The organism is Erwinia sp. JH02, from assembly GCF_013074405.1.
In the GTDB taxonomy this organism is placed as follows: Bacteria; Pseudomonadota; Gammaproteobacteria; order Enterobacterales; family Enterobacteriaceae; genus Erwinia; species Erwinia rhapontici.
Genome location: NZ_JABANZ010000003.1, coordinates 144,099 through 166,890, shown reverse-complemented (window position 1 = coordinate 166,890; position 22,792 = coordinate 144,099). Strand labels below are relative to the sequence as shown.

Sequence of the window (22,792 nt, the reverse complement as noted above, 5' to 3'; positions counted from 1 at the left end):
TCCCTGTTAGGTCATCCAGCAAAAAAACACCATCACGGACAATCCGTGTACAGCATTCATCATGCGCAGATCCTGCCAGTGTCTCAATCGGATTTATCGGACAGTCACCGTTGTCGGAGAGCGTGCAGATTCAAATAAGATGCAGCCAGCCCACCAGCAGCGCATGCTGCAACAGGGTAACGGTTTTCCCGTCTTTAATGCGGCCATCTTTCACCATGGCCCAGGCCTCTGGAAAGGTGACTTCCAGCACATCAATATCTTCGTCATCAATCCCGCCACCCGCGTTTTCACGCCGGGCATCGCTGTACTCAGCGGCAAAGAAATGCACCATCTCGGTGACGCCGCCCGGTGACATATACAACTCGAACAGCTTTTCCACGTCACCCACGACATAACCGGTTTCTTCAATCGCTTCGCGACGAATGCAGTCTTCTGGTGAATCATCGTCCAGCAATCCCGCACAGGTCTCAATCAGCATCCCGCTGGGATTGCCATTCACCCAGGTGGCAATACGAAACTGACGCGTCAGCACCACGCTGTTTTTATCGCGGTTATACAACAGGATGGTCGCGCCATTACCGCGATCGTAAACTTCGCGTTTGTGACGCAGGGTGGTGCCATCTTTGGCGGTGAGATCGTAGGTAAAATTACGCAGAACGAACCAGTTCTCGGACAGAACTTTATTCTTGATGACGTCGATCTTGGCTGACATACAGGCCCCGTGGTGATGCTTAAGGAGCCTGCTATCTTAGATCGCAATAACCTGGAAAACTATCTGAAACGGGTCAGGCATGCCTGACCCCTACGTGCGTTGAGATTGTGGGGCCGTGGTATACCTGACCCCGACGTGCGTTGAGATTGTGGGGCCGTGGCATGCCTGACCCCTACGTGCGTTGAGATTGTGGGGCCGTGGCATGCCTGACCCCTACGTGCGTTGAGATTGTGGGGCCGTGGCATGCCTGACCCCTAAGTGCGTTGAGATTGTGGGGCCGTGGCATGCCTGACCCCTACGTGCGTTGAGATGTGGGGCCGTGGCATGCCTGACCCCTAAGTGCGTTGAGATTGTGGGGCCGTGGTATGCCTGACCCCTACGTGCGTTGAGATTGTGGGGCCGTGGTATACCTGCCCCCGACGCGCGTTGAGATTGTGGGGCCGTGGTATACCTGACCCCGACGTGCGTTGAGATTGTAGGGGCGTGGCATGCCGCGCCCGTTAAGATTAGTGGTTTTGTTCTTCCTGAGCCAGAGCATGAACACGCTTACGCGCGCCAAACCAGCCAAGGACCAACACCACGGCAATCAGGGGGATCGCAGCGATAGTGTAAGTGCCGTTCGGGTAGTCGAACGCCATCAGCACCAGCACGCTGAACAGGAACAACAGCGTTAACCAGGAGGTAAATGGCGCCCACGGCAGCTTGAAGCTGACATCTTCAGCCTTGCCTTCTTTGATCGCTTTGCGCAGACGCATCTGACACACCACGATAAAGGCCCAGGAAGAGAGGATACCCAGCGCGGCCACGTTCAGCACGATTTCAAAGACGCGTGAAGGGACCACGTAGTTGAGGTAAACACCAATGATGTAAACACCGATGGTCACCAGAATACCCATATAAGGCACCTGCTGGCCGCTCATTTTAGACATGAACTTCGGTGCAGATCCGCCCATCGACATCGAGCGCAAGATACGCCCTGTTGAATAGAGACCCGAGTTCAGACTGGACAGTGCCGCACTCAGCACCACGATATTCATGATGCTGCCCACGTAAGGCACACCCAGCTTAGAGAAGAAGGTAACAAACGGGCTCTGCCCTGCCTGGTAGGCATTCCACGGCAGCAACAGTACCAGCAGCACCACGGAACCGACGTAGAACAAACCAATACGCCAGATCACGCTGTTGATCGCTTTTGGCAGCATGGTTTTCGGGTCTTTACATTCCCCGGCCGCCGTTCCCACCAGTTCAATTGAGGCGAAAGCAAAGACCACGCCCTGTACTAATACCAGTGCCGGCATCAGACCATTCGGGAAGAAGCCGCCGTTATCGCTGATCAGGTGGAAACCGGTCGCGTTACCATCCAGCGGCTTACCGCTGCCGAGGAACACCACACCGACAACCAGGAAGATCACAATCGCCAGCACTTTAATCAATGCAAACCAGAACTCCATCTCGGCAAACCACTTCACGCCGATCATGTTCATAGTACCCACAATGGCTAACGCACCGAGGGCAAACACCCACTGTGGCACATCACCAAATGCGCCCCAGTAGTGCATATACAGTGCAACGGCGGTGATATCGACAATACCGGTCATTGCCCAGTTGACGAAATACATCCAGCCCGCAACATAAGAGGCTTTTTCACCGAGGAATTCACGGGAGTAAGAAACGAAACTGCCGCTTGATGGGCGGTGTAATACCAGTTCCCCCAGCGCGCGCAGAATGAAGAAAGAGAATATACCACAGACCAGATAGACGATGGCCAGTGCAGGCCCGGCGGCTTGCAGACGGGAACCGGCGCCCAGGAACAGCCCGGTACCAATCGCACCACCGATGGCAATCATCTGAACGTGGCGATTGTCCATCGCTTTATGGTAGCCAGAATCATGAGAGTTTAACCAACGTCGTTTTGCTGCGCGTTTTTCAGCGCCAGATTTCTTTTCAGCGTTCATTTTCTATCCTGTTGTCCTGTCCACAATGTGATGCGGCACCCTGTCCCGGGCATCCTGTATTCTTATAGGCCAACCAAACGATTGCGTAGCATGATGCATCGCTGGTCGATCCGCCTGTCTGCTGTAGTTTTATTCATGACACAAGCAGGAAAATCGCGGCGATGCATCCTAACCGTTCTGATTAATTGACGCAAAAAATCCACGCTGGAAATCGTGAGCTTTTGTAATTTTTGTCGGATGGCGCATAAAAAAACCGACCACAATTTGCGGTCGGTCAGTGAAAACACTAAGAACTACACAGGGACATACAGGGGACTACACAGGGATTACTGGGCTGGGGTAAAACGGGTCTTAACGATAAATCTCGGCGTTACCGCTCCACTGGCTGGAATCGCCGGGAGTATTAACACCAATCACGCGATAACTGCTGGCACCCATCGCATCGGCTTTTTTCGCTAACTGGTGAGTGGCATCATCCAGCGAGCCTCTGACGCCTGAAATGGAAACGGTGCCAATGCTTTGTAAGTTGGTCGCCTGGCTTTCATCGACCTGCGTGGCCGCCAGGGTTGAAAATGAGGTCGCAGCGAGCAAGGTCGCCACAATCAAAGCGGGGAAAGACTTGTTCATCATGATGCTCCTCAATGCGTTAATTAATCATGTAGTGACGGGATTGATTATTACCGATTCAATGAAAAGCAGAGTGAGCATTCAGTAAAGGCATTAAAACATTGTTGACGTAGAGCGTTTACGCGCCAAGAAACGTAAAGGAGTATGTCAAAACCCCGGGGATGTAACCGCCCATGACACGCCCGGCGTAGCCCTTCTGTAAACGATGGCATAACGTTATAATCACCCTTATTAAATTAAGGATAATTACTTTGCCCCTCACACGCTCACTGACCTCCAGCCTCGCCCGCGCCCTGTTTGCGATAGTCGTGCTCTCCGTTATCTCAAGCGGCCTGGCGCTATTAATGCTGTCCGGCAGCCTGCGCGATGCGGAAGCGGTCAATCTGGCGGGGTCGCTGCGTATGCAGGTCTGGCGACTGAACTGGGACGTCACCGCCCACTCTCCGCTTTATGCGCAGCATATGGCTGACTATCAGCGCACCTTACACTCACCTGCCCTCACGGCGCTGGATCGTTTCTATGTGCCTGCCACCGTGCGTCAGCGCTATCGGGAACTGCTGATGGCGGCGCAACATCCCGCCTCTCAGATGGCCGGGAACCCGGGTCAGGTGATCCATCAGGTGGCGCAAATCGATCGGTTCGTACTGGCGTTGCAGCACTGGGCGGAACGCAAAATGCGCCTGGCTGCCCTGACCTGTCTGCTGGGATTTGTGGCGATTGCCCTGCTGGTGTATCTCATTCTGCGCCGTATACGGCAGAGCGTGGTTGGGCCGTTGCAGCAATTGGTCAGCGCCAGCGAGGCGATCGAACAGACCGATTTTCATCTGCCCCCGCTCAGTACCCACCTGCCCAATGAGCTTGGCGTACTGGCGCGGGCATTTACCCGTATGTCAGGCGAGCTGGAAAAGTCATGGCGGGCAATGTCATTGAACGTTGAGGAAAAAACCGCTGATTTAACACGCGCTAACCGCCGTCTCAGCCTGCTGTATGCCTGTTCGCAGCAGCTCAGCCATAGCGTGAAAGGGCAGGAGGCTTTTTTGCAGACGCTGCAGCTGGTGTCTGACCATGAAAAGCTCAGTTTCATTGCCTTGTCTACGCCCGAGTTTGGCTCACTGTCTGTCGGTCACATTCTGGCCGACAGACAGTGGCAAATGCTGCCGTTACGCCGGCACCCGCAGCAGCCCATCTGCGGAGAACTGCGCTGGCAGGCCGATCAAAACGAGTCGCCGCTAATGAACAGTGTGGCTTCGTTGCTGGTCCATGGGCTGGAGCTGTGGCAGGCCCAGCAGCAGGTACAAAGCCTGCTGCTGCTGCAAGAGCGGGCGGCGATTGCCCGTGAACTGCATGACTCGCTGGCGCAATCCCTGACCTTTTTACGGATTCAACTGGTCAGGTTAAAGCGCGCACTCAACGCTGATGCAGCAAGCGAACGGGCTATCGTGGAAGAGTTTGAGCAGGCGCTATCCACGGCTAACCGTCAGCTACGTGAGTTGTTAACCACTTTTCGTCTGAGCATTGAGCCTGCCAGCCTGGCGCGGGCACTGGAACAGGTGATCGCCCCGCTGCGCCCACAAAGCACGGCCGCCATTACACTGGCGTGCCAGTTGGATGTCCAGCTTCCGGCACAGCAACATATTCATGTTTTACAGATCGTACGTGAAGCCCTGCTCAATGCGGTACGTCATGCTCATGGGACGGAAATTTGTGTCAGCGGCGATAATCATCCCACAGAAGGAGTGACCCTCACCATCTGCGATAATGGCGTGGGTATGGCCACAATCGAAGAGCCGGAGGGGCATTACGGCCTGAATATTATGCATGAACGCGCTGCCCTGCTGAACGGCGAGTTAACGATTACGCGTGGTGTAAACGGGGGCACCTGCGTGTCATTGCATTTTACACCGCTCACCGAAAGCGGACCGGGAAAGGAATTATGAGCATGGAAGAGCACAAAAAAATCAGTGTGATGATTGTTGACGATCACCCGTTGATGCGCCAGGGCATTCGCCAGCTACTGGCACTGGAACCCCATTTTGACATCGTGGCTGAAGCCAGCAACGGTGAAGACGCACTGATCAGCGCGCGGGAACTGCACCCGGCGTTAATCCTGTTAGACCTGAATATGAAGGGCTTATCCGGGCTGGAAACACTGCATGCACTGAGAGCCGAGAATATTCTTTCCCGCGTCGTCGTGCTGACCGTCTCTGACCATCGCCGCGACATTTCCGCCCTGCTGGAGGCGGGCGTCAATGGTTATCTCCTGAAAGACAGCGAACCGGAAACGTTACTGCATCACATTATTTTGGCCGCTAAAGGTGGCACCGCCTTCAGTGCACCTTTAGAGGCATTGCGTCACAACGATAACGGGAAGGCCGATCCGTTCATCAACCTGACAATCCGTGAACGGGATGTGATGAAAGCGGTGGCTTTGGGTCTTTCCAATAAAGAGGTGGCAGAGAAGCTGGAGATTTCAGATCAAACGGTCAAAGTGCATCTGCGCAACGTCACGCGCAAACTGAATGTACGCTCCAGGGTAGCGGCTACCGTGCTATGGCTGGCGTCGCATCACGCCAGTCTGTAACGAAAACGCGTCGTATCAGCACGATAATTTACATATTCTCCTCAATTTCTCCACGATTGTTCGCGCAACCGCGAGTAAAGTGATTCACTGCCGGAGCGCGTTGAATAATTAGAGAAATTTGCTCCGCACTGAACTCTCAAACGCCGCAGGGAACACAGGCATTCTTTTCTTCTTTTTTCAGACAACATGCTGCGGAGCTTGAGATGGCGAATTTCTTTATCGACCGCCCGATATTTGCCTGGGTACTGGCGATCCTTATGTGCCTGACGGGTGGGCTGGCGATTGTTTCCCTGCCGATTGAACAATATCCTGACCTGGCTCCCCCCAACGTCCGTATCACCGCGAACTATCCTGGTGCCTCTGCTGAAACACTTGAAAACACTGTGACCCAGGTGATTGAGCAGAACATGACGGGCATCGATAACCTGATGTACATGTCGTCGCAGAGCAGCAATACCGGCCAGGCAACCATCACGCTGACCTTCGAAGCCGGGACCAACCCTGACGAAGCACGCCAGCAGGTGCAAAATCAGCTTCAGACCGCGCTGCGTAAACTGCCGCAGGATGTCCAGTCTCAGGGGGTGACGGTCAATAAAACCGGCGACACCAATATTCTGATGGTGGCTTTCGTCTCCACCGACGGCAGCATGGATAAGCAGGATATTTCTGACTATGTAGCCAGTAATATTCAGGATCCTCTCAGCCGTATTGACGGTGTGGGCCAGGTGGATGCTTACGGTTCACAATATGCGATGCGCATCTGGCTCGATCCTGACAAACTGATTAACTATGCCATGACCACGGGCGATGTCGTCAGCGCCATCGAATCGCAAAACAGTCAGGTCGCTGTGGGCCAGCTCGGTGGGCTACCCTCGGTTGACCGCCAGGCACTGAATGCCACCATTAACTCCCAGTCGCTGTTGCAGACACCGGAACAGTTCCGCGCTATTACGCTGAAGGTCAACCCGGATGGCTCAGTCGTCACGCTGGGTGACGTGGCGCAGATTGAACTGGGCGCAGAGAAATATGACTACCTCAGCCGCTATAACGGCATGGCAGCTTCAGGGCTGGGGATCAAGCTGGCATCCGGTGCCAACGAGCTGCAAACGGATACGCTGGTACGCGCCCGTCTTGACGAACTCTCACACTACTTCCCGCACGGACTCAAAGCCGAAATTGCCTATGAAACCACGCCGTTTGTAAAAGCCTCCATCGAGGATGTGGTGAAAACGCTGTTTGAAGCGGTGCTGCTGGTCTTCCTTGTCATGTACCTGTTCCTGCAAAATTTCCGTGCCACGCTGATCCCGACGATTGCCGTTCCGGTGGTCTTGCTGGGCACCTTCGGCGTGCTTTACACCTTTGGCTACAGCATTAATACCCTGACGATGTTTGCGATGGTGCTGGCCATCGGCCTGCTGGTGGATGATGCCATCGTGGTGGTGGAAAACGTCGAACGAATAATGAGTGAAGAGGGGTTATCCCCGCGGGAAGCCACGCGTAAATCGATGGGGCAGATACAGGGAGCGCTGGTCGGTATTGCCCTGGTACTGTCGGCGGTATTTATTCCGATGGCGTTCTTTGGCGGCACCACCGGTGCGATCTATCGTCAATTCTCGGTGACCATTGTATCCGCCATGGTGCTGTCGGTGCTGGTGGCAATGATCCTCACCCCGGCCCTCTGCGCCACACTGCTTAAACCGCTGGCGAAGGGCCATCATCACGGGCGGCGCGGTTTCTTTGGCTGGTTTAACCGCATGTTCAACCGTAGCGCCGATCGCTACGAGCGTGGCGTGGGGAAAATTCTCGCCAAAGGCGGCCGCTGGCTGCTGCTCTATCTGGCGCTGATTGGCATTATGGCCTTCCTGTTTCTCCGCCTGCCGACGTCATTCCTGCCGCTGGAAGATCGCGGCATCTTCACCACTCAGGTCCAGCTGCCGCCAGGTTCCACCCTGCAACAGACCATGAAAGTGGTGGAGAAGGTGGAAAAATACTATCTGACAGAAGAGAAAGACAACGTGCTGTCGGTGTTTGCCACCGTCGGTGCCGGGCCGGGCGGTAACGGGCAAAACGTGGCGCGTATGTTTGTGCGACTGAAAGACTGGCAGGATCGTACCGACAGCCACAACACCGCCTTCGCCATTATCGAACGCGCCACCAAAGCCTTCGAAAAAATCAACGAGGCAAAAGTGATCGCCAGCAGCCCGCCAGCGATCACCGGCCTGGGTAACTCCGCCGGGTTTGATATGGAGTTGCAGGATCACGCAGGACTGGGCCATAACGCTCTGATGAACGCGCGTAATACGCTGCTGGAGATGACACAGAAAAACCCGCAGCTGACCCGGGTACGCCACAACGGTCTGGATGACAGCCCGCAGCTGCGTATTGATATTGACCAGCGTAAAGCCCAGGCGCTGGGCGTATCGCTTGATGATATTAATGCCACGCTGCAAACGGGCTGGGGCTCAACCTATGTGAATGACTTCCTCGACCGTGGGCGTGTGAAAAAGGTCTATGTTCAGGCCGATGCAAAATTCCGTATGCTGCCAGACGACATCAGTAAATGGTATGTGCGCAACAGCAGCGACCAGATGGTGCCCTTTACCGCATTTGCCCGCTCACACTGGGAGAGTGGATCCCCACGTCTGGAACGTTACAACGGTTATTCTGCGGTCGAGATTGTGGGTGAATCCGCCGCGGGCGTCAGTAACGGGGCTGCAATGGATGTGATGGAGAAGCTGGTCAGCCAACTGCCCACCGGGATTGGTTTGCAGTGGACCGGGGCATCGCTTCAGGAGCGAATGACCGGTGCTCAGGCACCTGCCCTGTACGCGCTGTCGTTACTGGTGGTATTCCTTTGTCTGGCCGCGTTATACGAGAGCTGGTCGATCCCGTTCTCGGTGATGCTGGTGGTGCCACTCGGTGTGATCGGAGCGCTGGTCGCTACCTGGTTGCGCGGGCTGGAAAACGATGTTTACTTCCAGGTCGGTTTACTGACGGTCATTGGTCTGTCTGCGAAGAATGCCATTCTGATTGTCGAGTTTGCCAATGAGATTAATACGCGCGGGCGCGACCTGGTCGAAGCCACACTGGAAGCCTCGCGCCAGCGTCTGCGGCCGATTCTGATGACCTCTCTGGCCTTTATCTTCGGTGTGTTGCCGATGGTGATCAGCAATGGTGCGGGTTCCAGCAGCCAGCATGCGGTGGGAACCGGGGTAATGGGCGGGATGATCTCGGCTACCGTGCTGGCGATATTCTTCGTCCCGCTGTTCTTTGTGCTGGTCCGTCGGCGTTTCCCGTTGAAAGATAAGCCTCAGTAACTAAAGCAAAAAGGCAGCCGGTGAAGGGCTGCCTTTTATAATTTTGGTAACTGAAGGTAAAGCATTTTGATGCAGTCGCCGTGCTTTTCTTTTCTCAAATTCATTACTTACGTAACATTGATTCGATAAAGTCTTTCCAGTTCCCCAGTTCTAAATCAATCATAATATCCTCTCTTATTTTGTAGGTTTATTTTAAGAGTATTCCTAAGCAAAAGAAAGACGGGGATCACAATTGCTGCTATCGGCGGAAACCCTTTAAAGGGCGCGTGATGAATTTGTGTGGCAACGCACAGTTCGCGGGTAATGATTTCGCAGGAAATTATTAGCAGTAGCACAGAATAGGCTTTTGCGCTGTTGACCCAAAAAATCCACTGCCGGAGGATGTCACCTGTCACGATCGTTGCCAGAAAGGTAAAACATCGACCCCTGGCGGGGCCGGATGCATCATTACTTGAGAATGATCACTTTGTCATAACCGCCGCTTTCGCTGTCGATATGCGTTTTGGCATCGGGATGTTCACGCATCACCGCGTCAACAACATGTGCAAACTCTTCACAGCGGGTTTTCTTTTTACGCTTCAGCACAATGGTCGACTGGGTTTCTTCCACCGTATGTGCGGCAGACTCTTTCATGTAGTTCATCGCTCCCCTCCTCTCGATCGCGGGCCTTCTGCCCTGGTAAACGGTGCTCATAGCAATAATGCTACGTTGAGCTCTCCCGAATATAGATGAATCCCACAAAAAACAGAAGGGTACAGAAGTCTGACTTTTACTGACTGCGCATCAAACGTTCTTCAGATGTCACCGTCTTTCCTCACCCTAAGGGCTGCCTGTTGGTGCCATCCGCTGTAGACTGTATGCCAGGCGCGTATTCACTGGCACAGGAACCCTTTTTTCATGACAGACAACACCGCAAAAAACACCTTAACGATGTACGGCATTAAAAACTGCGACACCATCAAAAAAGCCCGTAAATACCTGGAAAGCCAGGGCGTGGACTATCAGTTCCATGACTACCGCGCAGACGGGCTGGATGCCGCTTTGCTCCAGCGCTTTATCGATACGCTCGGCTGGCAGGCGCTGCTCAATACCCGGGGCACTACCTGGCGGAAACTGGAAGAGTCGGAGCGTAATGCGGTGGATAATCCAGCAACTGCGCTGAAGTTGATGCTGGCACAGCCTGCAATCATTAAACGCCCGTTGCTCTGTGCGCCAGACGGCTCTATGCTGCTGGGCTTTAGTGAAACCACCTATACGCCGTTTATCCAGGAGAAGTCATAATTATGCACTGTCCGGTCATTGAGCTGACGCAGCAGCTTATTCGTCGCCCTTCCCTCAGCCCTGACGATGCGGGTTGCCAGGCGATTCTGATTGCCCGTCTCCAGGCGCTGGGTTTCACTATCGAACCGATGAATATGGGCGACACGCTGAACTTCTGGGCATGGCGCGGCGAAGGCGAAACACTGGCGTTTGCCGGCCACACTGACGTGGTGCCCACCGGCGATGCAAATCTGTGGATCAATCCCCCGTTTGAACCGACGATCCGCGACGGCATGCTGTTTGGTCGTGGCGCGGCCGATATGAAAGGGTCGCTGGCCGCGATGACCGTTGCCGCTGAACGCTTTGTCACAGCACACCCGAATCATAAAGGGCGTCTGGCTTTCTTGATCACTTCCGATGAAGAGGCCAGCGGGACTCATGGCACCGTTAAGGTGGTGGAAGCGCTGATGGCGCGCAACGAACGCATGGACTACTGCCTGGTAGGCGAACCCTCCAGCACCGAAGTGGTCGGCGATGTGGTCAAAAACGGTCGTCGCGGCTCGATTACCGCCAATCTGACTATCCACGGCGTTCAGGGCCATGTGGCCTATCCGCACCTGGCTGATAACCCGATACATCGGGCGATGCCTGCGCTGAACGAGCTGGTCGCTACCGAGTGGGATCGCGGTAATGAATTCTTCCCGCCGACCAGTATGCAGATTGCCAACGTCCAGGCCGGCACCGGGAGCAACAATGTCATTCCCGGCGACTGTTTTGTGCAGTTCAATTTCCGTTTCAGTACCGAGCTGACCGATGTACTGATTCAGCAGAAAGTGCAGGAGCTGCTCGACCGCCACCAGTTGCGTTACAGCATTGAGTGGACACTCTCCGGGCAACCTTTCCTGACATCACGCGGGAAACTGGTGGATGCGGTGGTCAACGCGGTTGAGCACTATAATGAGATCAAGCCGCAACTGTTAACCACTGGCGGCACCTCTGACGGACGCTTTATTGCCCGTATGGGCGCACAGGTTGTGGAACTCGGCCCGGTGAATGCCACCATTCATAAAATCAATGAGTGCGTCAAAGCCGCCGACCTGCAGCTCCTTAGCCGCATGTACCAGCGGATCATGGAACAGCTGATCGCATAAAGGTGAGATGATGGAATTTATAAAACATTACTGGTGGATCCTGGTGATCCTGCTGATGATTGGTATTCTGATGAACGTCTACAAAGACCTGAAGCGTATCGATCACAAAAAGTTTCTCGACAACAAACCCGAACTGCCTCCGCATCGTGATTTCAACGATAAGTGGGATGACGAAGACGACTGGCCGAAAAAGAAATAGCACCATGAAACACAAAGGCCGATCGAAACAGATGATCGGCCCTGGTGCGTTCATTGCAGGGGCGGACTTTCTTTTGCGGTCCGCCCCGATCCCCCGCATCACATCAACGCCACAACATCCTCATCGCCCGGTTTACTGCCGCTAAACGCTTCATCAAAGTAGCGACGCGGCACGGTAAATTGCAGGCGGTCGAGCGCAAACTGCATCGCGCGGTCATCAATGGCATGGGGAAGATCATCAACAATATCCAGGGTGACATCGCCCCCCAGCGCTGTTAACCGTTCCTCGGCGTCCAGCGCATGGGTCAACGGCAGCACAGTATCATTATCGCCGTGGATCAGATGGATGGTGGTGCGTGTGCCCGCCTGCTGCGGCAACGTGACATAGCGGCCGCTAAACGCCACCACCCGCCCAGCCAGCCCGCTCTGTGACTTCACCGCTTCCAGCACCATCGTCGCCCCCTGAGAAAAGCCAACCAGCGCCGTTGCGTCTGCCTTGACACCGCTTTGCTGCTGCCAGTGGCGAACGCTGGCGATAAACCCGTCCATCACCTCCGCCACCGCCTGCTGGGGTTCGGCCGCAGAGGGATCAAACCACTGGAATCCCCCTTCCGCATTCTGCTCCGGTCCGCCGATGCTCACCACCAACGCACGGGGAAATGCGCCGGTAAACCAGCGGCCAATTTCACTCATGGCGACCGGATTATCGCCCGCAGCGTGATACAGCAAAAACAGTTGGCTCGGGGGTAACGAGGGGTTATGGACGACAACATGGTCATATTTCATCAGGATCTCCTTAATGCGATAAGACGATCATACGCCCCTCAGCGATAATGAAAATGGCGTATTTTTGACGATGATGTTGGATTTATTGCAACGAGTTGATCCACTGCTCGCACTGTTGCGCCCGGGAGGCATCCAGCCCGATCAGTGCCTGCTGTACCTCCTGTCGCCACGCCACCAGCAATGCTTTACGTCCGCTCAGAGTGAATCGCGCGCAAATGTCGGCCGCTGACTGCCCCTCCAGCAGCGCAGCATGCAGAAGCGGCAGTGTACCGACATGCTGGCTGACCAGACGCCCCAGCGCAGCAAAACTGGCCTCAAAGGGCCGCTGTGCCCAGGCGAAACCGCACAACGCCTGCCAGTCATCTTCCGTCAGCATCAGATCCTTGTGGTCTGCCAGCGGCAGGTCCTGCCCATCGACCTGCTGACGCAGCCAGTAACCGTCCCGCGCCAGCTGCTGAACCAGACCAGCGGTCAGGCGCTGCCCCGCAGAACTAAGCGGCAGCACAGCCATCGCCGCATAACACCCGCTGCTGGCTTCACGCTGGCTACCGATGCGCACCAGCTTAAAACCACAGCGCTGCCAGAAACGCCACAGCGGTTCGGTAAAGCCAAAGCTGACCGAGAGATAGTCCAGCCCCTGGGCATGCTCAAGCGCATGGGCGATCAGCTGCTGTCCGATACCGCGTCCGCGCAGCAGCGGTGAGACGGCAATGCGGCTGATACGCCGTGAACGTAGCTGCGGCGCAACCAGTGACCCCCCGTGGGCCGCCAGCGACTGAGCAACAAGATTACCGCGCGGACGCCGTTTACCTGCCCATACCGCCGCCGCCAGCTCCGCTGATAATCCGCCTTCATCGACCAGCCATAGCGCGCCCTGCACGTTCTCTGCCTGCGTGGCCACCAGAAAATGCATACCCGGTGCATCCATCATGCGGCGCAGGTCCAGCGGCGAAGTGCGATAGTGGGCGCTGGTCAGCAGTTGATAGATCGCCGTCATGCGGGCCGGCTGCCGCAACCAGTCATCCTGCTCCAGCGCGCTGTAGTGAATGGCTCCCTGCTGTGGCTCAGCGCTGCCATCCTCGAACAGCAGCATCCCGGCGACAATCTGCTCCAGAGGATCGTTAGCCGCCCAGCGCAGCGGCTCATCAAGCTGGTAGTGCGTCACCGCGGGCAGTGAGGCGCAGAACTTCAGCATAAAGCCACGCCCGGTGCCCTCGTAGCCCTGCACGGTGGTGGTCAGCAGCACCCGGGGGAATAATGTCACCAGCCGCTGCAACAGCGGTGCCGGAATGGCGGCAGCCTCGTCAATCAGCAACCAGTCAACGCCGGGTACACACTGTTCTGCTTCTGCCAGCAGCCGGTCTGGTGCCACAAACTGGAAGCGTTCTCCGGCAAACTGCGCCAGCACATCCGTCGACACCCGGCCAGGCGCGGTCACCCGACAACGTCCTGGCCAGTGAGCCGCCAGCATTCCCGCCAGTGCAGATTTTCCACGCCCGCGGGCAGCGGTCAGCGCATAAATCCCGGGGGTGGCATTGAGAAGCTCGGTGAGAATGTTCTGCTGCGCGCGATGATCCACCTGCCAGTCGGGCTGGATAGCAACAGGGGAAAGCGTTTGGGGAAAAGGCTGACGCCACAGCACAACGCGCGGGTCGGCCAGTATCGACTGTTGAACATGATGCACAAAGTGCGTGCTGGCACAGGGCGTGTCTCCCTCACTCCAGCGCAGTGAGTCGACATCCGGGCACTGCGCCCAGCCGTCCCATTCGGGGACCAGCAGCAGCAGCCAGCTGCCGGCACGCAGGGTACCCGCCAGCGCGGCAAAAGCCTCAGCATGAAAGCCGTCACGGGCATCAAACACGGCATGGTGGAACTCCCGCCCCAGCAGCGTGCGGATGGCCTGTGGCTCACAGAAAAGCCCGGTGCCCTCGGGTTTCCCCGCCCACAACCAGTCGCCGGGCAATTGTGCCATCACATCAGCGGCCTGCTGTGTGCACCACGCAGGCTCACCGCTGATCACCAGCAGACGGCGCCAGCCCTGTCGTTCAATCTGAGCCGTTGCCGTTATCAGATCATGCACCCGCGTTAACCCGCAAAGGTATTACACTGGCCAGGATTGCCGCTGTCGAAACCTTTCTTAAACCAGGTGTAACGCTGCTGCGAAGTGCCGTGCGTAAAGCTGTCCGGCACCACTCTCCCCTGGCTGCGCTGTTGCAGGCGGTCATCACCAATGGCCTGGGCAGCATTGAGCGCCGACTCAAGGTCACCGGTTTCCAGGATATTTTCCTGCTGCATATAGTGGCCCCAGACGCCGGCAAAACAGTCGGCCTGCAATTCCATTTTCACTGACAGCTGATTCACTTCGGCGCGTCCGGCGTTCTGTTGCAACTGGCGAACGTTTTTATCAATACCCAACAGGTGCTGCACATGGTGGCCCACTTCATGAGCGATAACATAGCCCTGAGCAAATTCTCCACCCGCACCCAGTTTGTTGGTCATTTCGTCATAGAAGGAGAGGTCGATATACACTTTACTGTCTGCCGGGCAGTAGAACGGCCCCATTGCCGACTGTCCGCTGCCGCAGGCGGTTGAGGTCTGGCCGCGGTACATCACCAGCGTGGGCGGCTGCCAGGTCTTATTCATTCGCTGGAACAGCTTCTGCCAGGTATCTTCCGTCAGGGCAAAAACGGTACGGGTGAACTGTGCCGCTTCATCTTCTTTCGGCGTGACCCGACGCTGCTGCTGAGTCGTTTGTGACATCGAGGTGGTGTCCCCGGTCAGCAATGGCGTCAGATCGTAGCCATAGTAGCTGGCGATCGCCACCAGAATCAGCAGAACAATGCCCCCTTTGCCACGGGGAATACGTATACGCCCACCGCCAACCGTCCCGGATTCGTTACGGCGATCTTCCACATTGTCGCTTTCGCGACGCCCTTGCCAGCGCATAGATTTTCCCTCGTGATCATCACAACAACATATCAGTCGATTTTAGTCTGACGCAGCGGGGAACACCAGAAAACGCGGGGGGTAGAAAGGATATAACAAAAAAGGCCAGGCAAGCCTGACCTTTCCATAATGCAGTGTGATGGGGCGGATCAACCGCGCCCGGCAATCAGTCCAGCTTCACACCCAGACGATTCGCCACTTCTTCGTATGCTTCGATCAGGCCACCCAGACTCTGGCGGTAGCGATCTTTGTCCATCTTGTTCAGGGTTTCCTTATCCCACAGACGCGCTCCGTCCGGGGAGAACTCATCGCCCAGCACCACTTCGCCTTTGAACAGACCAAACTCCAGCTTGAAGTCGACGAGGATCAGACCGGCATCCGAGAACAGCTTAGTCAGAACGTCGTTCGCTTTGTAGGTCAGCTCACGCATACGGGCCAGATTTTCTCTGTTGACCCAGCCGAAGGTCTCACAGTAAGACTCGTTGACCATCGGGTCATGTTTAGCATCGTCTTTCAGGAACAGGTCAAACAACGGTGGATTGAGCACCAGGCCCTCTTCCACGCCCAGACGTTTTACCAGAGATCCGGCCGCACGGTTACGCACTACGCATTCCACCGGCACCATATCCAGCTTCTTCACCAGCGCTTCGTTATCAGAGAGCAGGGCTTCCATCTGTGTTGGGATCCCGGCTTCCTGCAGTTTTGTCATAATGAAATAATTGAACTTGTTGTTAATCATTCCTTTACGGTCAAACTGTTCGATACGCTCACCGTCCAGCGCTGACGTATCGTTACGGAATTCGAGTACCAACAGATCCGGGTTTTCGGTGCTGTAAACGGTTTTCGCTTTGCCGCGATACAACTCAGCTTTTTTCTGCATCTTGTTTAACTCCAAACGATATAAGTGACACTATCAGGGCGGCGGTGCCGTCCCGTTAAAATTTTGCCTGGCGGAATTATATGTTCCGCGGGTAAAAAACCGAAGCAATCGTTTACGTAATACCAAATAAAAAAGGCCAGAGAATCTCTGGCCTTCCTGGCTTACTTGCTGAATGCGGCCTGGAACACCGCCACCAGCGCATCATTCTGCGACTGGGTGAGCGGATGACCCTTCGGATCAAGGAACTGCAGACTACTACGGTTATCCAGGTCACCGACCTGAAGTTTGTAGTCACCATTTTTCAGTTCAGGATCTTTGGCACCCAGTTCATCAAAGGTGCTGCTACCCGGCGCTTTGTACGTCACGTTCAGGCTACCCTGTGAACGGTTGTTATCCGTGACTTCCATACCCATGCGGTTCAGGGTCGCTGGCAGACGCTGCCAGACAACGTTGAATGGCGCACGCAGGATCAGGTTAGGCAGGCCGGTATCATCCGCCCCACTCTGCACATCAATCTGCGTTGGGCTGCGGCTGGCGGCGGCATCTTCACGGCCAGTTTCAATCTTATCCAGACCGGTGCTGATCTCGTTCAACATCTGCGCAGTGTAACGCTGGATCTGCACCGGGGACGTGACGACTTTGTCCTCCTGCTGCAACTCCATCAGTTTCACTGTCAGCGCCTGCTGACCGCCCTGCTGCTGAACGCTTAACTGATAACGACCACGATACTGGTTGTCTTCATCAGCACGGTTCCACTGGACCCAATCGGTGGTCAGCGACTGACGAGCATCCTGACGGTCAGCGATCGGGAACTTGGCAGCCTGCACCACATCAACAACCTGCGGCCAGAGTGCACTACGGGTATCGACCAGCAGCGTACCGGTATTGCCGGCAAACTGGCTACGCGTACCGTTCATCAGCGCCAGCGTCTGGGCTGGTGGACGAATATCCAACTGCTTACCCACCTGCCCTTTGCTGCTGACGTTTGGTATGTCAAAGTCGCCATTTTGCAGCGGCAGGATCATGCCAGCAGGTGCGCGCAGATCGCTAAGATCGGCTGCCTGCAGGTAGGATTCGTCACCGCTCACCTGACGCTTGTAACGTTGGTCGTTAGAACATGCTGCAAGCAGCATCACCAACGACAGTCCCACCACTTTCGCTACCGTGGACTTTTGTACTGAGTAAGCCATTAATTCTCCCTAAATTTAAAGCAGGCCAGCGTTTTTCAGTGCCTGCTCAACAACCGGACGACCGGCATCGGTCAGCGGCGTCATAGGCAGACGCAGCGTATCGGTTGCTATTAATCCTAATCGTTTCGCAGCCCATTTCACCGGGATAGGATTCGGTTCAACAAACAGTTTCTGATGCAGGTGCATCAGGCGCTGGTTCAGAAGGCGTGCTTCAGCAAAGTTGCCCTGCTGTGCCAGAGCACAGAGTTCAACCATTTCACGTGCGGCAATGTTTGCCGTGACGGAAATAACGCCGTGCCCGCCCAGGTGCATAAAGTCCAGCGAGGTGGCGTCATCGCCGCTCACCAGCACAAAATCTTCATTTACACGCTCTTGGATCTGACTTACCCGCGATAAGTTCCCGGTGGCCTCTTTGATTCCGATAATATTTTTAATTTTGGCCAGCCGACCGACGGTTTCCGGCAGCAAATCGGTGCCGGTACGTGACGGTACGTTATATAACATCTGCGGAAGAGCGGTGCTTTCTGCGATGGTTTTGAAATGCTGATACAACCCTTCCTGAGTAGGACGGTTGTAATAAGGGGTGACGGTCAGGCAACCGACAACGCCGGAGTTTTCGAAACGTTTGGTCAGAGAGACGCCTTCAGCCGTGGCATTTGCACCGGTCCCGGCAATAATCGGAATACGGCCATCTGCCAGCTCCAGCGTCAGCATCACCACATCACCATGTTCATCATGGCTGAGGGTGGCAGATTCGCCTGTCGTTCCTACAGAAACAATTGCCGCGGTGCCGCTGGCAATATGGTAATCAATCAGTTTTTTCAGACTCGCACGGCAGACATTACCTTTGTCATCCATCGGCGTAACGAGTGCAACAATACTTCCCGTGAACATTAGCCATCCCCTCGACAAACAAGTGCTTCATGGTACGTTTGTACGAGCAGTAAAAGCAAGCGCGCAGGGCGGCTCAAGCGCTTGTCAGCAGTTTTTTTTATGTTTACCTTATAGTTATTAGTATTTGGACAGGAAGCTTGATTTTGCCACAGTCATCGCAACACCATTTGGTTATCACTGCCCTTGGGGTAGACCGCCCAGGGATCGTCAATGCCATCACCCGTCATGTCAGCAGTTGCGGATGTAACATTGAAGATAGCCGGCTTGCTATGCTGGGCGACGAATTCACCTTTATCATGCTGTTATCCGGTAGCTGGAATGCCATCACCCTGATTGAATCCACTCTGCCATTAAAAGGAGCCGAACTGGAATTGCTGATCGTGATGAAACGCACCAGCGCCAGCACACGTCCTCCGATGCCCGTCACGGTGTGGGTTCAGGTGGATGTGACCGACTCCCCGCATATCATTGAACGCTTTACCGACCTGTTTGATTCGCATCAGATGAATATTGCAGAGCTCGTCTCACGGACGCAGCCAGCAGATGAAAATCAGCCTCCACTGCTCTATATTCAGATAACCGCCCACAGTCCGGCCAGTCAGGATGCTTCATTTATTGAGCAAGCGTTTAACCGACTCTGTACAGAACTCAATGCTCAAGGCACTATTAAGGTGGTTTCTCATCACGGAGCGTAAATCTGGCTAACCGCGAGAGAGAAAGTGCGCACATTTACCCATAGAATGTCCCCATAGCATGATGATAAAAACGGAGAGTTGTGATGAATCCACTGAAAGCCGGTGATACCGCACCGAAATTTAGCTTGCCCGATCAGGATGGCGAACAAGTAAATTTAGCCGACTTCCAGGGACAGCGCGTTCTGGTTTATTTCTACCCGAAAGCGATGACACCAGGCTGCACCGTACAGGCATGCGGTCTGCGTGACAGCATGGATGAGCTGAAAAATGCTGGCGTTGATGTCTTAGGCATTAGCACCGATAAGCCGGAAAAACTGTCGCGCTTCGTTGAGAAAGAGCTGCTGAACTTCACCCTGCTCTCTGATGAAGACCACCAGGTTTCTGAACAGTTTGGTATCTGGGGCGAGAAAACCTTTATGGGGAAAACCTATGATGGGATTCACCGTACCAGCTTCCTGATCGGTGCGGATGGTAAAGTCGAGAAAGTCTTTGATGATTTCAAAACCAGCAACCACCACGATATCGTGATGGATTACCTCAAGTCAGCATGATTTGAACGTGCGGGTCGGCCTTTTTCCGGTCGACCCGTAACGATTTAACCCGTGATTATTTGGCCAACTCATCCGGCCAGGCATGTACGACCGCTTTGACCAGCGTCGCCAGCGGGATGGCAAAGAACACGCCCCAGAATCCCCATAGCCCGCCAAAAATCACCACCGACAGGATGATCACCAGCGGATGCAGGTTCACGGCTTCTGAGAACAGCACAGGCACCAGAATATTGCCATCCAGCGCCTGGATCACCAGATACACCATCATCATGGTCCAGAAGTCACCGGACAATCCCCACTGCCCCAGCCCAACGCCCACGACCGGGATGGTCACCACCATCGCACCAATATAGGGGATCAGCACGGAAACACCGACCAGCACCGCGAGTAATAGCGCATAGTTCATGCCAATCGCGAGGAAGCCCAGCCAGCTGACCACCCCGACCACGATCATCTCCAGCACTTTACCGCGAATGTAGTTAGACACCTGCTGGTTCATCTCAACCCAGACCTGCCCGGCCAGGCCACGGTTACGTGGCAGCACACGCCGAATGGCATTCAGCATTTGTTCTTTGTCCTTTAGCAGAAAGAACACCATCAGCGGTACCAGCACCAGATAGATCGCCAGTGTCATCAACCCCACCAGCGAGGCGAGAGAATATTTCACCACCTGGTCACCCAATCCACTCAGGCGACTGCGCAGGTTTTCCACCACAATATCGATAATTCCCACATCCATCAGCGTAGGAAAACGCTCCGGCAGACGCAGGGCAAACTGATAGAGGCGGGTGAGCATGGTGGGCAGCTCATGGGTCAGATTAATGCCCTGCTGCCATGCCACGGGGGCCACCACCAGCATCAGAACCAGCAGCAGCGTTGCAAAGACAATCAGCACCAGCGTTACCGCCCAGGTGCGCGAGCAGCCAAGCCGCTCCAGCCGCACCGTTGGCCACTCCAGCAGATAAGCCAGTACCAGCGCCACTAACAGCGGGGCCAGCAGGCCATTAAAGAAAAACAAAATGCAAAATGCAGCGATTAAAATCACCAGCAACGCAATCGCCTGGGGATCGCTGAAACGGCGACGATACCATTGCGTAAGAAGTTCCAGCATGGGAGTCCTTGCCTGAAAAAGAATAAAGAAGAGTGTACCTGATACGGCCCGCCCTTGTGAAAACAAGAGCGGGCGTAAAAACTACTGCGGCAGCACCTGCACAACGGCAGGCGGTTCAGTGATATTTTTCGCGACAATCACCCGGTTGCGTCCGGCATTTTTTGCCTGATATAGCGCATCATCCGCCAGCTTGAAGGTCTGATCCATGGTATTGCCACTTTCCGGTGACCAGAAAGCCACACCCACTGAAATTGTAATATGGCCGACAGGATCCAGCGACAGCGCTTCAATGCGCTTACGCACACGTTCAGCAATCATCATGGCCACATCGCGATCGGCGCCCGGCAGGATCATCAGGAATTCTTCACCGCCATTACGGCAGATCACATCGGTCTGCCTGGCACTTTGCTCCAGCTGACGCGCCACGGTTTTGATCACCGTGTCACCTGCATCATGGCCGAACGTATCATTCACCCGTTTAAAGTAGTCGATATCCAGTGCCAGCACGGCAAAAGGCTGGGTGGTGGCCAGAAAATAGTCCAGTACCGCATTCAGGCCACGGCGGTTGAGCAGGCTGGTCATCGGGTCAGTCTGTACTTCACTTTTCAGGCGGCCAATTTTATCCTGCATCAGTGAAATCCCGACCAGCAACGCACGTTTGATCTGTGACGCCTCATAATACCAGGAGCGGATGCTGTTGATCTCTTTCGAGACATTTTGCGTATCCATCTGGCTGGCCTTGCGCGCCAGCTGCCATAGCGGCAGTGCAATGCGTTGTGCAAGGATCAGCGCAATAATCAGCGTCAGCAGAGCAAACGGCACCGAATGCTTCAGCACTTTCAGCAACAGGCTGTTCAGCGGCGCCAGCGTGGCCTCCGTGGGTTTAAGCGCCACGATGGTCCAGCCTGCCGTCGGTACATTGGCATAGCCCGCCAGCATCGCATCACCGTTTTCGGCGGTCACCTGCTGATGGCCATTACTGGATTTTTTACGCTGTTCGTTACCGATTAACGGATCGATGGTTTTCCCGATCAGCTGACGATCCTGGTGATATAACACCTGGTTCTTTTCATCGATCACATACAATGACGAACCGTCGCGATAGAACTGCTCGCCCAGCAGAATGTTAAGGATGCTTTTTTTCTTCAGGTAAATAGAGCCGCCGACATAGCCGAGGTAGCTGCCGGTTTTCGACCAGATCGGCCAGGAGATAAACACCAGCAGATTATTGGCAGCAGACATCGTTGGCGGGCTGACCAGTGGCTTGCGTTCTGTGAGCGCCTGTTTTGCCGCGCTGGAGCTGAGATGCATGCCTTTCAGCATCAACGACTCCGGCGAGATCGCGCGCACCCAGCCGTTGGCATCAACAATCACCACGGAGTTAAAACTGTTGGTTTGTTCGCGCAGGCGATCGACTTCATCCTGCAGAGTGGCATCGTTACCCAGGCCATTACCCAGCACTTTAGCGCTGTAAGAGAGCTGTGACTCAGCCAACTGGAAAAACACTTCGGTAGTGGAGGCCAGCTTGGTGGCATAAACCCGGTTTGATTCCAGTGTGTTACCGATCAGCACATCGCGCTGCACACGCCAGCTGGCGTACAGAGAATTAGCGAGTGTGATCACGATACTGGCGACAGCCAGCAGCGTAATAAGGGTGCGCAAGTCCGTTTTTGGCCGCGATAGCCTCAACATGGACTCACCTTCGTGAGAAACATCATCATCTGCGCCTTATATTTTATTATGCGCGTTAATACCCCATCGGCTTCACACGGCAGGTGTGAAAAATGCGGAGTATGTCTTTGAGTGCGAGTTATGCCCTGGTAAAGCACGTGCCAATTGTACACCTCTCAGCCGATTTGGGAATATTCTGAATCGCGCAGGGCCAATAAATATTTTGGTTAAAGCGAGATAATCATGCGGCGCAGCAATGCAGCGAAG

At 54.9% G+C, this 22,792-nt stretch carries 21 protein-coding genes; 8 read left to right on the top strand and 13 right to left on the bottom strand.

All coding sequences use genetic code 11. From position 1 onward, the window contains the following. Positions 1-130: 130 nt before the first annotated feature. From nudK to HHI26_RS09740, 3 genes are all read right to left on the bottom strand, one after another. Positions 131-712 carry a GDP-mannose pyrophosphatase NudK gene (gene nudK / locus HHI26_RS09750; protein ID WP_159336142.1) on the bottom strand — a complete coding sequence of 194 codons (582 nt, stop codon included), beginning with the start codon at positions 710-712 and terminating at the stop codon, positions 131-133. Positions 713-1,218: 506 nt separating this feature from the next. Beyond that, entirely contained in the window at positions 1,219-2,667 is a 1,449-nt protein-coding gene (gene ansP, locus HHI26_RS09745) for an L-asparagine permease (protein WP_133845922.1), read from the bottom strand. Positions 2,668-3,018: 351 nt separating this feature from the next. Continuing rightward, the gene (locus HHI26_RS09740) at positions 3,019-3,294 is read right to left on the bottom strand and encodes a YdgH/BhsA/McbA-like domain containing protein (protein WP_133845967.1); all 276 of its coding nucleotides are present in this window, start codon (positions 3,292-3,294) and stop codon (positions 3,019-3,021) included. Positions 3,295-3,545: 251 nt separating this feature from the next. Here HHI26_RS09740 and narQ point away from each other — a divergent pair, with 251 nt between their 5' ends. The 3 genes from narQ to acrD all read left to right on the top strand — a co-directional run bounded on the left by narQ (position 3,546) and on the right by acrD (position 9,192). Continuing rightward, the gene (gene narQ / locus HHI26_RS09735) at positions 3,546-5,231 is read left to right on the top strand and encodes a nitrate/nitrite two-component system sensor histidine kinase NarQ (protein ID WP_171148986.1); all 1,686 of its coding nucleotides are present in this window, start codon (positions 3,546-3,548) and stop codon (positions 5,229-5,231) included. Between the two features lie 2 nt (positions 5,232-5,233). Then, positions 5,234-5,875 (top strand): response regulator, encoded by a 642-nt coding sequence (locus tag HHI26_RS09730; protein ID WP_133845920.1) that lies wholly within the window; start codon positions 5,234-5,236, stop codon positions 5,873-5,875. A gap of 203 nt (positions 5,876-6,078) precedes the next feature. Next, a complete protein-coding gene (acrD, locus tag HHI26_RS09725) occupies positions 6,079-9,192 on the top strand; it encodes a multidrug efflux RND transporter permease AcrD (RefSeq protein ID WP_171148985.1) in 3,114 nt (1,037 codons plus the stop codon). A 103-nt stretch (positions 9,193-9,295) separates the two neighbouring features. Here acrD and ypfM read toward each other — a convergent pair whose 3' ends face one another. Further along, the gene (ypfM, locus tag HHI26_RS09720; RefSeq protein ID WP_133845966.1) at positions 9,296-9,355 is read right to left on the bottom strand and encodes a protein YpfM; all 60 of its coding nucleotides are present in this window, start codon (positions 9,353-9,355) and stop codon (positions 9,296-9,298) included. Between the two features lie 284 nt (positions 9,356-9,639). After that, positions 9,640-9,834 carry a hypothetical protein gene (locus HHI26_RS09715; RefSeq protein WP_133845918.1) on the bottom strand — a complete coding sequence of 65 codons (195 nt, stop codon included), beginning with the start codon at positions 9,832-9,834 and terminating at the stop codon, positions 9,640-9,642. A 255-nt stretch (positions 9,835-10,089) separates the two neighbouring features. Here HHI26_RS09715 and HHI26_RS09710 point away from each other — a divergent pair, with 255 nt between their 5' ends. Genes HHI26_RS09710 through HHI26_RS09700 form a run of 3 tightly spaced genes read left to right on the top strand, consistent with a single transcriptional unit; the run spans position 10,090 to position 11,802 of the window. Then, complete coding sequence (locus HHI26_RS09710) at positions 10,090-10,473, top strand: ArsC family reductase (protein ID WP_133845917.1); 384 nt, start codon at positions 10,090-10,092, stop codon at positions 10,471-10,473. A 2-nt stretch (positions 10,474-10,475) separates the two neighbouring features. Continuing rightward, on the top strand, positions 10,476-11,603 hold the full coding sequence (gene dapE, locus HHI26_RS09705) for a succinyl-diaminopimelate desuccinylase (RefSeq protein ID WP_133845916.1): 1,128 nt from the start codon (positions 10,476-10,478) through the stop codon (positions 11,601-11,603). 10 nt (positions 11,604-11,613) lie between these two features. Beyond that, the gene (locus HHI26_RS09700; protein ID WP_062744795.1) at positions 11,614-11,802 is read left to right on the top strand and encodes a YpfN family protein; all 189 of its coding nucleotides are present in this window, start codon (positions 11,614-11,616) and stop codon (positions 11,800-11,802) included. A gap of 98 nt (positions 11,803-11,900) precedes the next feature. On the opposite strand, the gene ypfH is transcribed toward HHI26_RS09700, so the two are convergent. From ypfH to dapA, 6 genes are all read right to left on the bottom strand, one after another. Next, positions 11,901-12,587, bottom strand: coding sequence for an esterase (gene ypfH / locus HHI26_RS09695; RefSeq protein WP_171148984.1), 687 nt, complete (start codon positions 12,585-12,587; stop codon positions 11,901-11,903). 82 nt (positions 12,588-12,669) lie between these two features. Next, positions 12,670-14,667 carry a GNAT family N-acetyltransferase gene (locus tag HHI26_RS09690; RefSeq protein WP_171148983.1) on the bottom strand — a complete coding sequence of 666 codons (1,998 nt, stop codon included), beginning with the start codon at positions 14,665-14,667 and terminating at the stop codon, positions 12,670-12,672. 5 nt (positions 14,668-14,672) lie between these two features. Then, entirely contained in the window at positions 14,673-15,533 is an 861-nt protein-coding gene (locus HHI26_RS09685) for a neutral zinc metallopeptidase (RefSeq protein ID WP_133845914.1), read from the bottom strand. Positions 15,534-15,699: 166 nt separating this feature from the next. Next, on the bottom strand, positions 15,700-16,413 hold the full coding sequence (gene purC, locus HHI26_RS09680) for a phosphoribosylaminoimidazolesuccinocarboxamide synthase (RefSeq protein ID WP_133845913.1): 714 nt from the start codon (positions 16,411-16,413) through the stop codon (positions 15,700-15,702). A gap of 161 nt (positions 16,414-16,574) precedes the next feature. After that, positions 16,575-17,603: an outer membrane protein assembly factor BamC gene (gene bamC, locus HHI26_RS09675; protein WP_159336135.1), complete on the bottom strand. Its 1,029-nt coding sequence runs from the start codon at positions 17,601-17,603 to the stop codon at positions 16,575-16,577. Positions 17,604-17,618: 15 nt separating this feature from the next. Beyond that, positions 17,619-18,497: a 4-hydroxy-tetrahydrodipicolinate synthase gene (gene dapA, locus HHI26_RS09670; protein WP_133845911.1), complete on the bottom strand. Its 879-nt coding sequence runs from the start codon at positions 18,495-18,497 to the stop codon at positions 17,619-17,621. Positions 18,498-18,640: 143 nt separating this feature from the next. On the opposite strand from dapA, the gene HHI26_RS09665 reads away from it, so the two are divergent. Both HHI26_RS09665 and bcp read left to right on the top strand, forming a co-directional pair. Then, positions 18,641-19,192, top strand: a complete 552-nt coding sequence (locus HHI26_RS09665) for a glycine cleavage system transcriptional repressor (RefSeq protein ID WP_133845910.1) — start codon at positions 18,641-18,643, stop codon at positions 19,190-19,192. 83 nt (positions 19,193-19,275) lie between these two features. Next, positions 19,276-19,743 (top strand): thioredoxin-dependent thiol peroxidase, encoded by a 468-nt coding sequence (bcp, locus tag HHI26_RS09660; RefSeq protein ID WP_133845909.1) that lies wholly within the window; start codon positions 19,276-19,278, stop codon positions 19,741-19,743. A 55-nt stretch (positions 19,744-19,798) separates the two neighbouring features. On the opposite strand, the gene HHI26_RS09655 is transcribed toward bcp, so the two are convergent. After that, positions 19,799-20,854 (bottom strand): AI-2E family transporter, encoded by a 1,056-nt coding sequence (locus HHI26_RS09655; RefSeq protein ID WP_171148982.1) that lies wholly within the window; start codon positions 20,852-20,854, stop codon positions 19,799-19,801. A gap of 81 nt (positions 20,855-20,935) precedes the next feature. Continuing rightward, positions 20,936-22,546, bottom strand: a complete 1,611-nt coding sequence (locus tag HHI26_RS09650; RefSeq protein WP_133845907.1) for a sensor domain-containing diguanylate cyclase — start codon at positions 22,544-22,546, stop codon at positions 20,936-20,938. Between the last annotated feature and the right edge of the window lie 246 nt (positions 22,547-22,792).

Excerpts from the sequence above, each read along its gene's own strand:
- nudK (WP_159336142.1), bottom strand. The coding sequence starts at position 712 with ATGTCAGCCAAGATCGACGTCATCAAGAATAAAGTTCTGTCCGAGAAC.
- ansP (WP_133845922.1), bottom strand. The coding sequence starts at position 2,667 with ATGAACGCTGAAAAGAAATCTGGCGCTGAAAAACGCGCAGCAAAACGA.
- HHI26_RS09740 (WP_133845967.1), bottom strand. The coding sequence starts at position 3,294 with ATGAACAAGTCTTTCCCCGCTTTGATTGTGGCGACCTTGCTCGCTGCG.
- HHI26_RS09730 (WP_133845920.1), top strand. The coding sequence starts at position 5,234 with ATGGAAGAGCACAAAAAAATCAGTGTGATGATTGTTGACGATCACCCG.
- acrD (WP_171148985.1), top strand. The coding sequence starts at position 6,079 with ATGGCGAATTTCTTTATCGACCGCCCGATATTTGCCTGGGTACTGGCG.
- HHI26_RS09715 (WP_133845918.1), bottom strand. The coding sequence starts at position 9,834 with ATGAACTACATGAAAGAGTCTGCCGCACATACGGTGGAAGAAACCCAG.
- HHI26_RS09710 (WP_133845917.1), top strand. The coding sequence starts at position 10,090 with ATGACAGACAACACCGCAAAAAACACCTTAACGATGTACGGCATTAAA.
- dapE (WP_133845916.1), top strand. The coding sequence starts at position 10,476 with ATGCACTGTCCGGTCATTGAGCTGACGCAGCAGCTTATTCGTCGCCCT.
- HHI26_RS09700 (WP_062744795.1), top strand. The coding sequence starts at position 11,614 with ATGGAATTTATAAAACATTACTGGTGGATCCTGGTGATCCTGCTGATG.
- ypfH (WP_171148984.1), bottom strand. The coding sequence starts at position 12,587 with ATGAAATATGACCATGTTGTCGTCCATAACCCCTCGTTACCCCCGAGC.
- HHI26_RS09685 (WP_133845914.1), bottom strand. The coding sequence starts at position 15,533 with ATGCGCTGGCAAGGGCGTCGCGAAAGCGACAATGTGGAAGATCGCCGT.
- purC (WP_133845913.1), bottom strand. The coding sequence starts at position 16,413 with ATGCAGAAAAAAGCTGAGTTGTATCGCGGCAAAGCGAAAACCGTTTAC.
- bamC (WP_159336135.1), bottom strand. The coding sequence starts at position 17,603 with ATGGCTTACTCAGTACAAAAGTCCACGGTAGCGAAAGTGGTGGGACTG.
- dapA (WP_133845911.1), bottom strand. The coding sequence starts at position 18,497 with ATGTTCACGGGAAGTATTGTTGCACTCGTTACGCCGATGGATGACAAA.
- bcp (WP_133845909.1), top strand. The coding sequence starts at position 19,276 with ATGAATCCACTGAAAGCCGGTGATACCGCACCGAAATTTAGCTTGCCC.
- HHI26_RS09655 (WP_171148982.1), bottom strand. The coding sequence starts at position 20,854 with ATGCTGGAACTTCTTACGCAATGGTATCGTCGCCGTTTCAGCGATCCC.
- HHI26_RS09650 (WP_133845907.1), bottom strand. The coding sequence starts at position 22,546 with ATGTTGAGGCTATCGCGGCCAAAAACGGACTTGCGCACCCTTATTACG.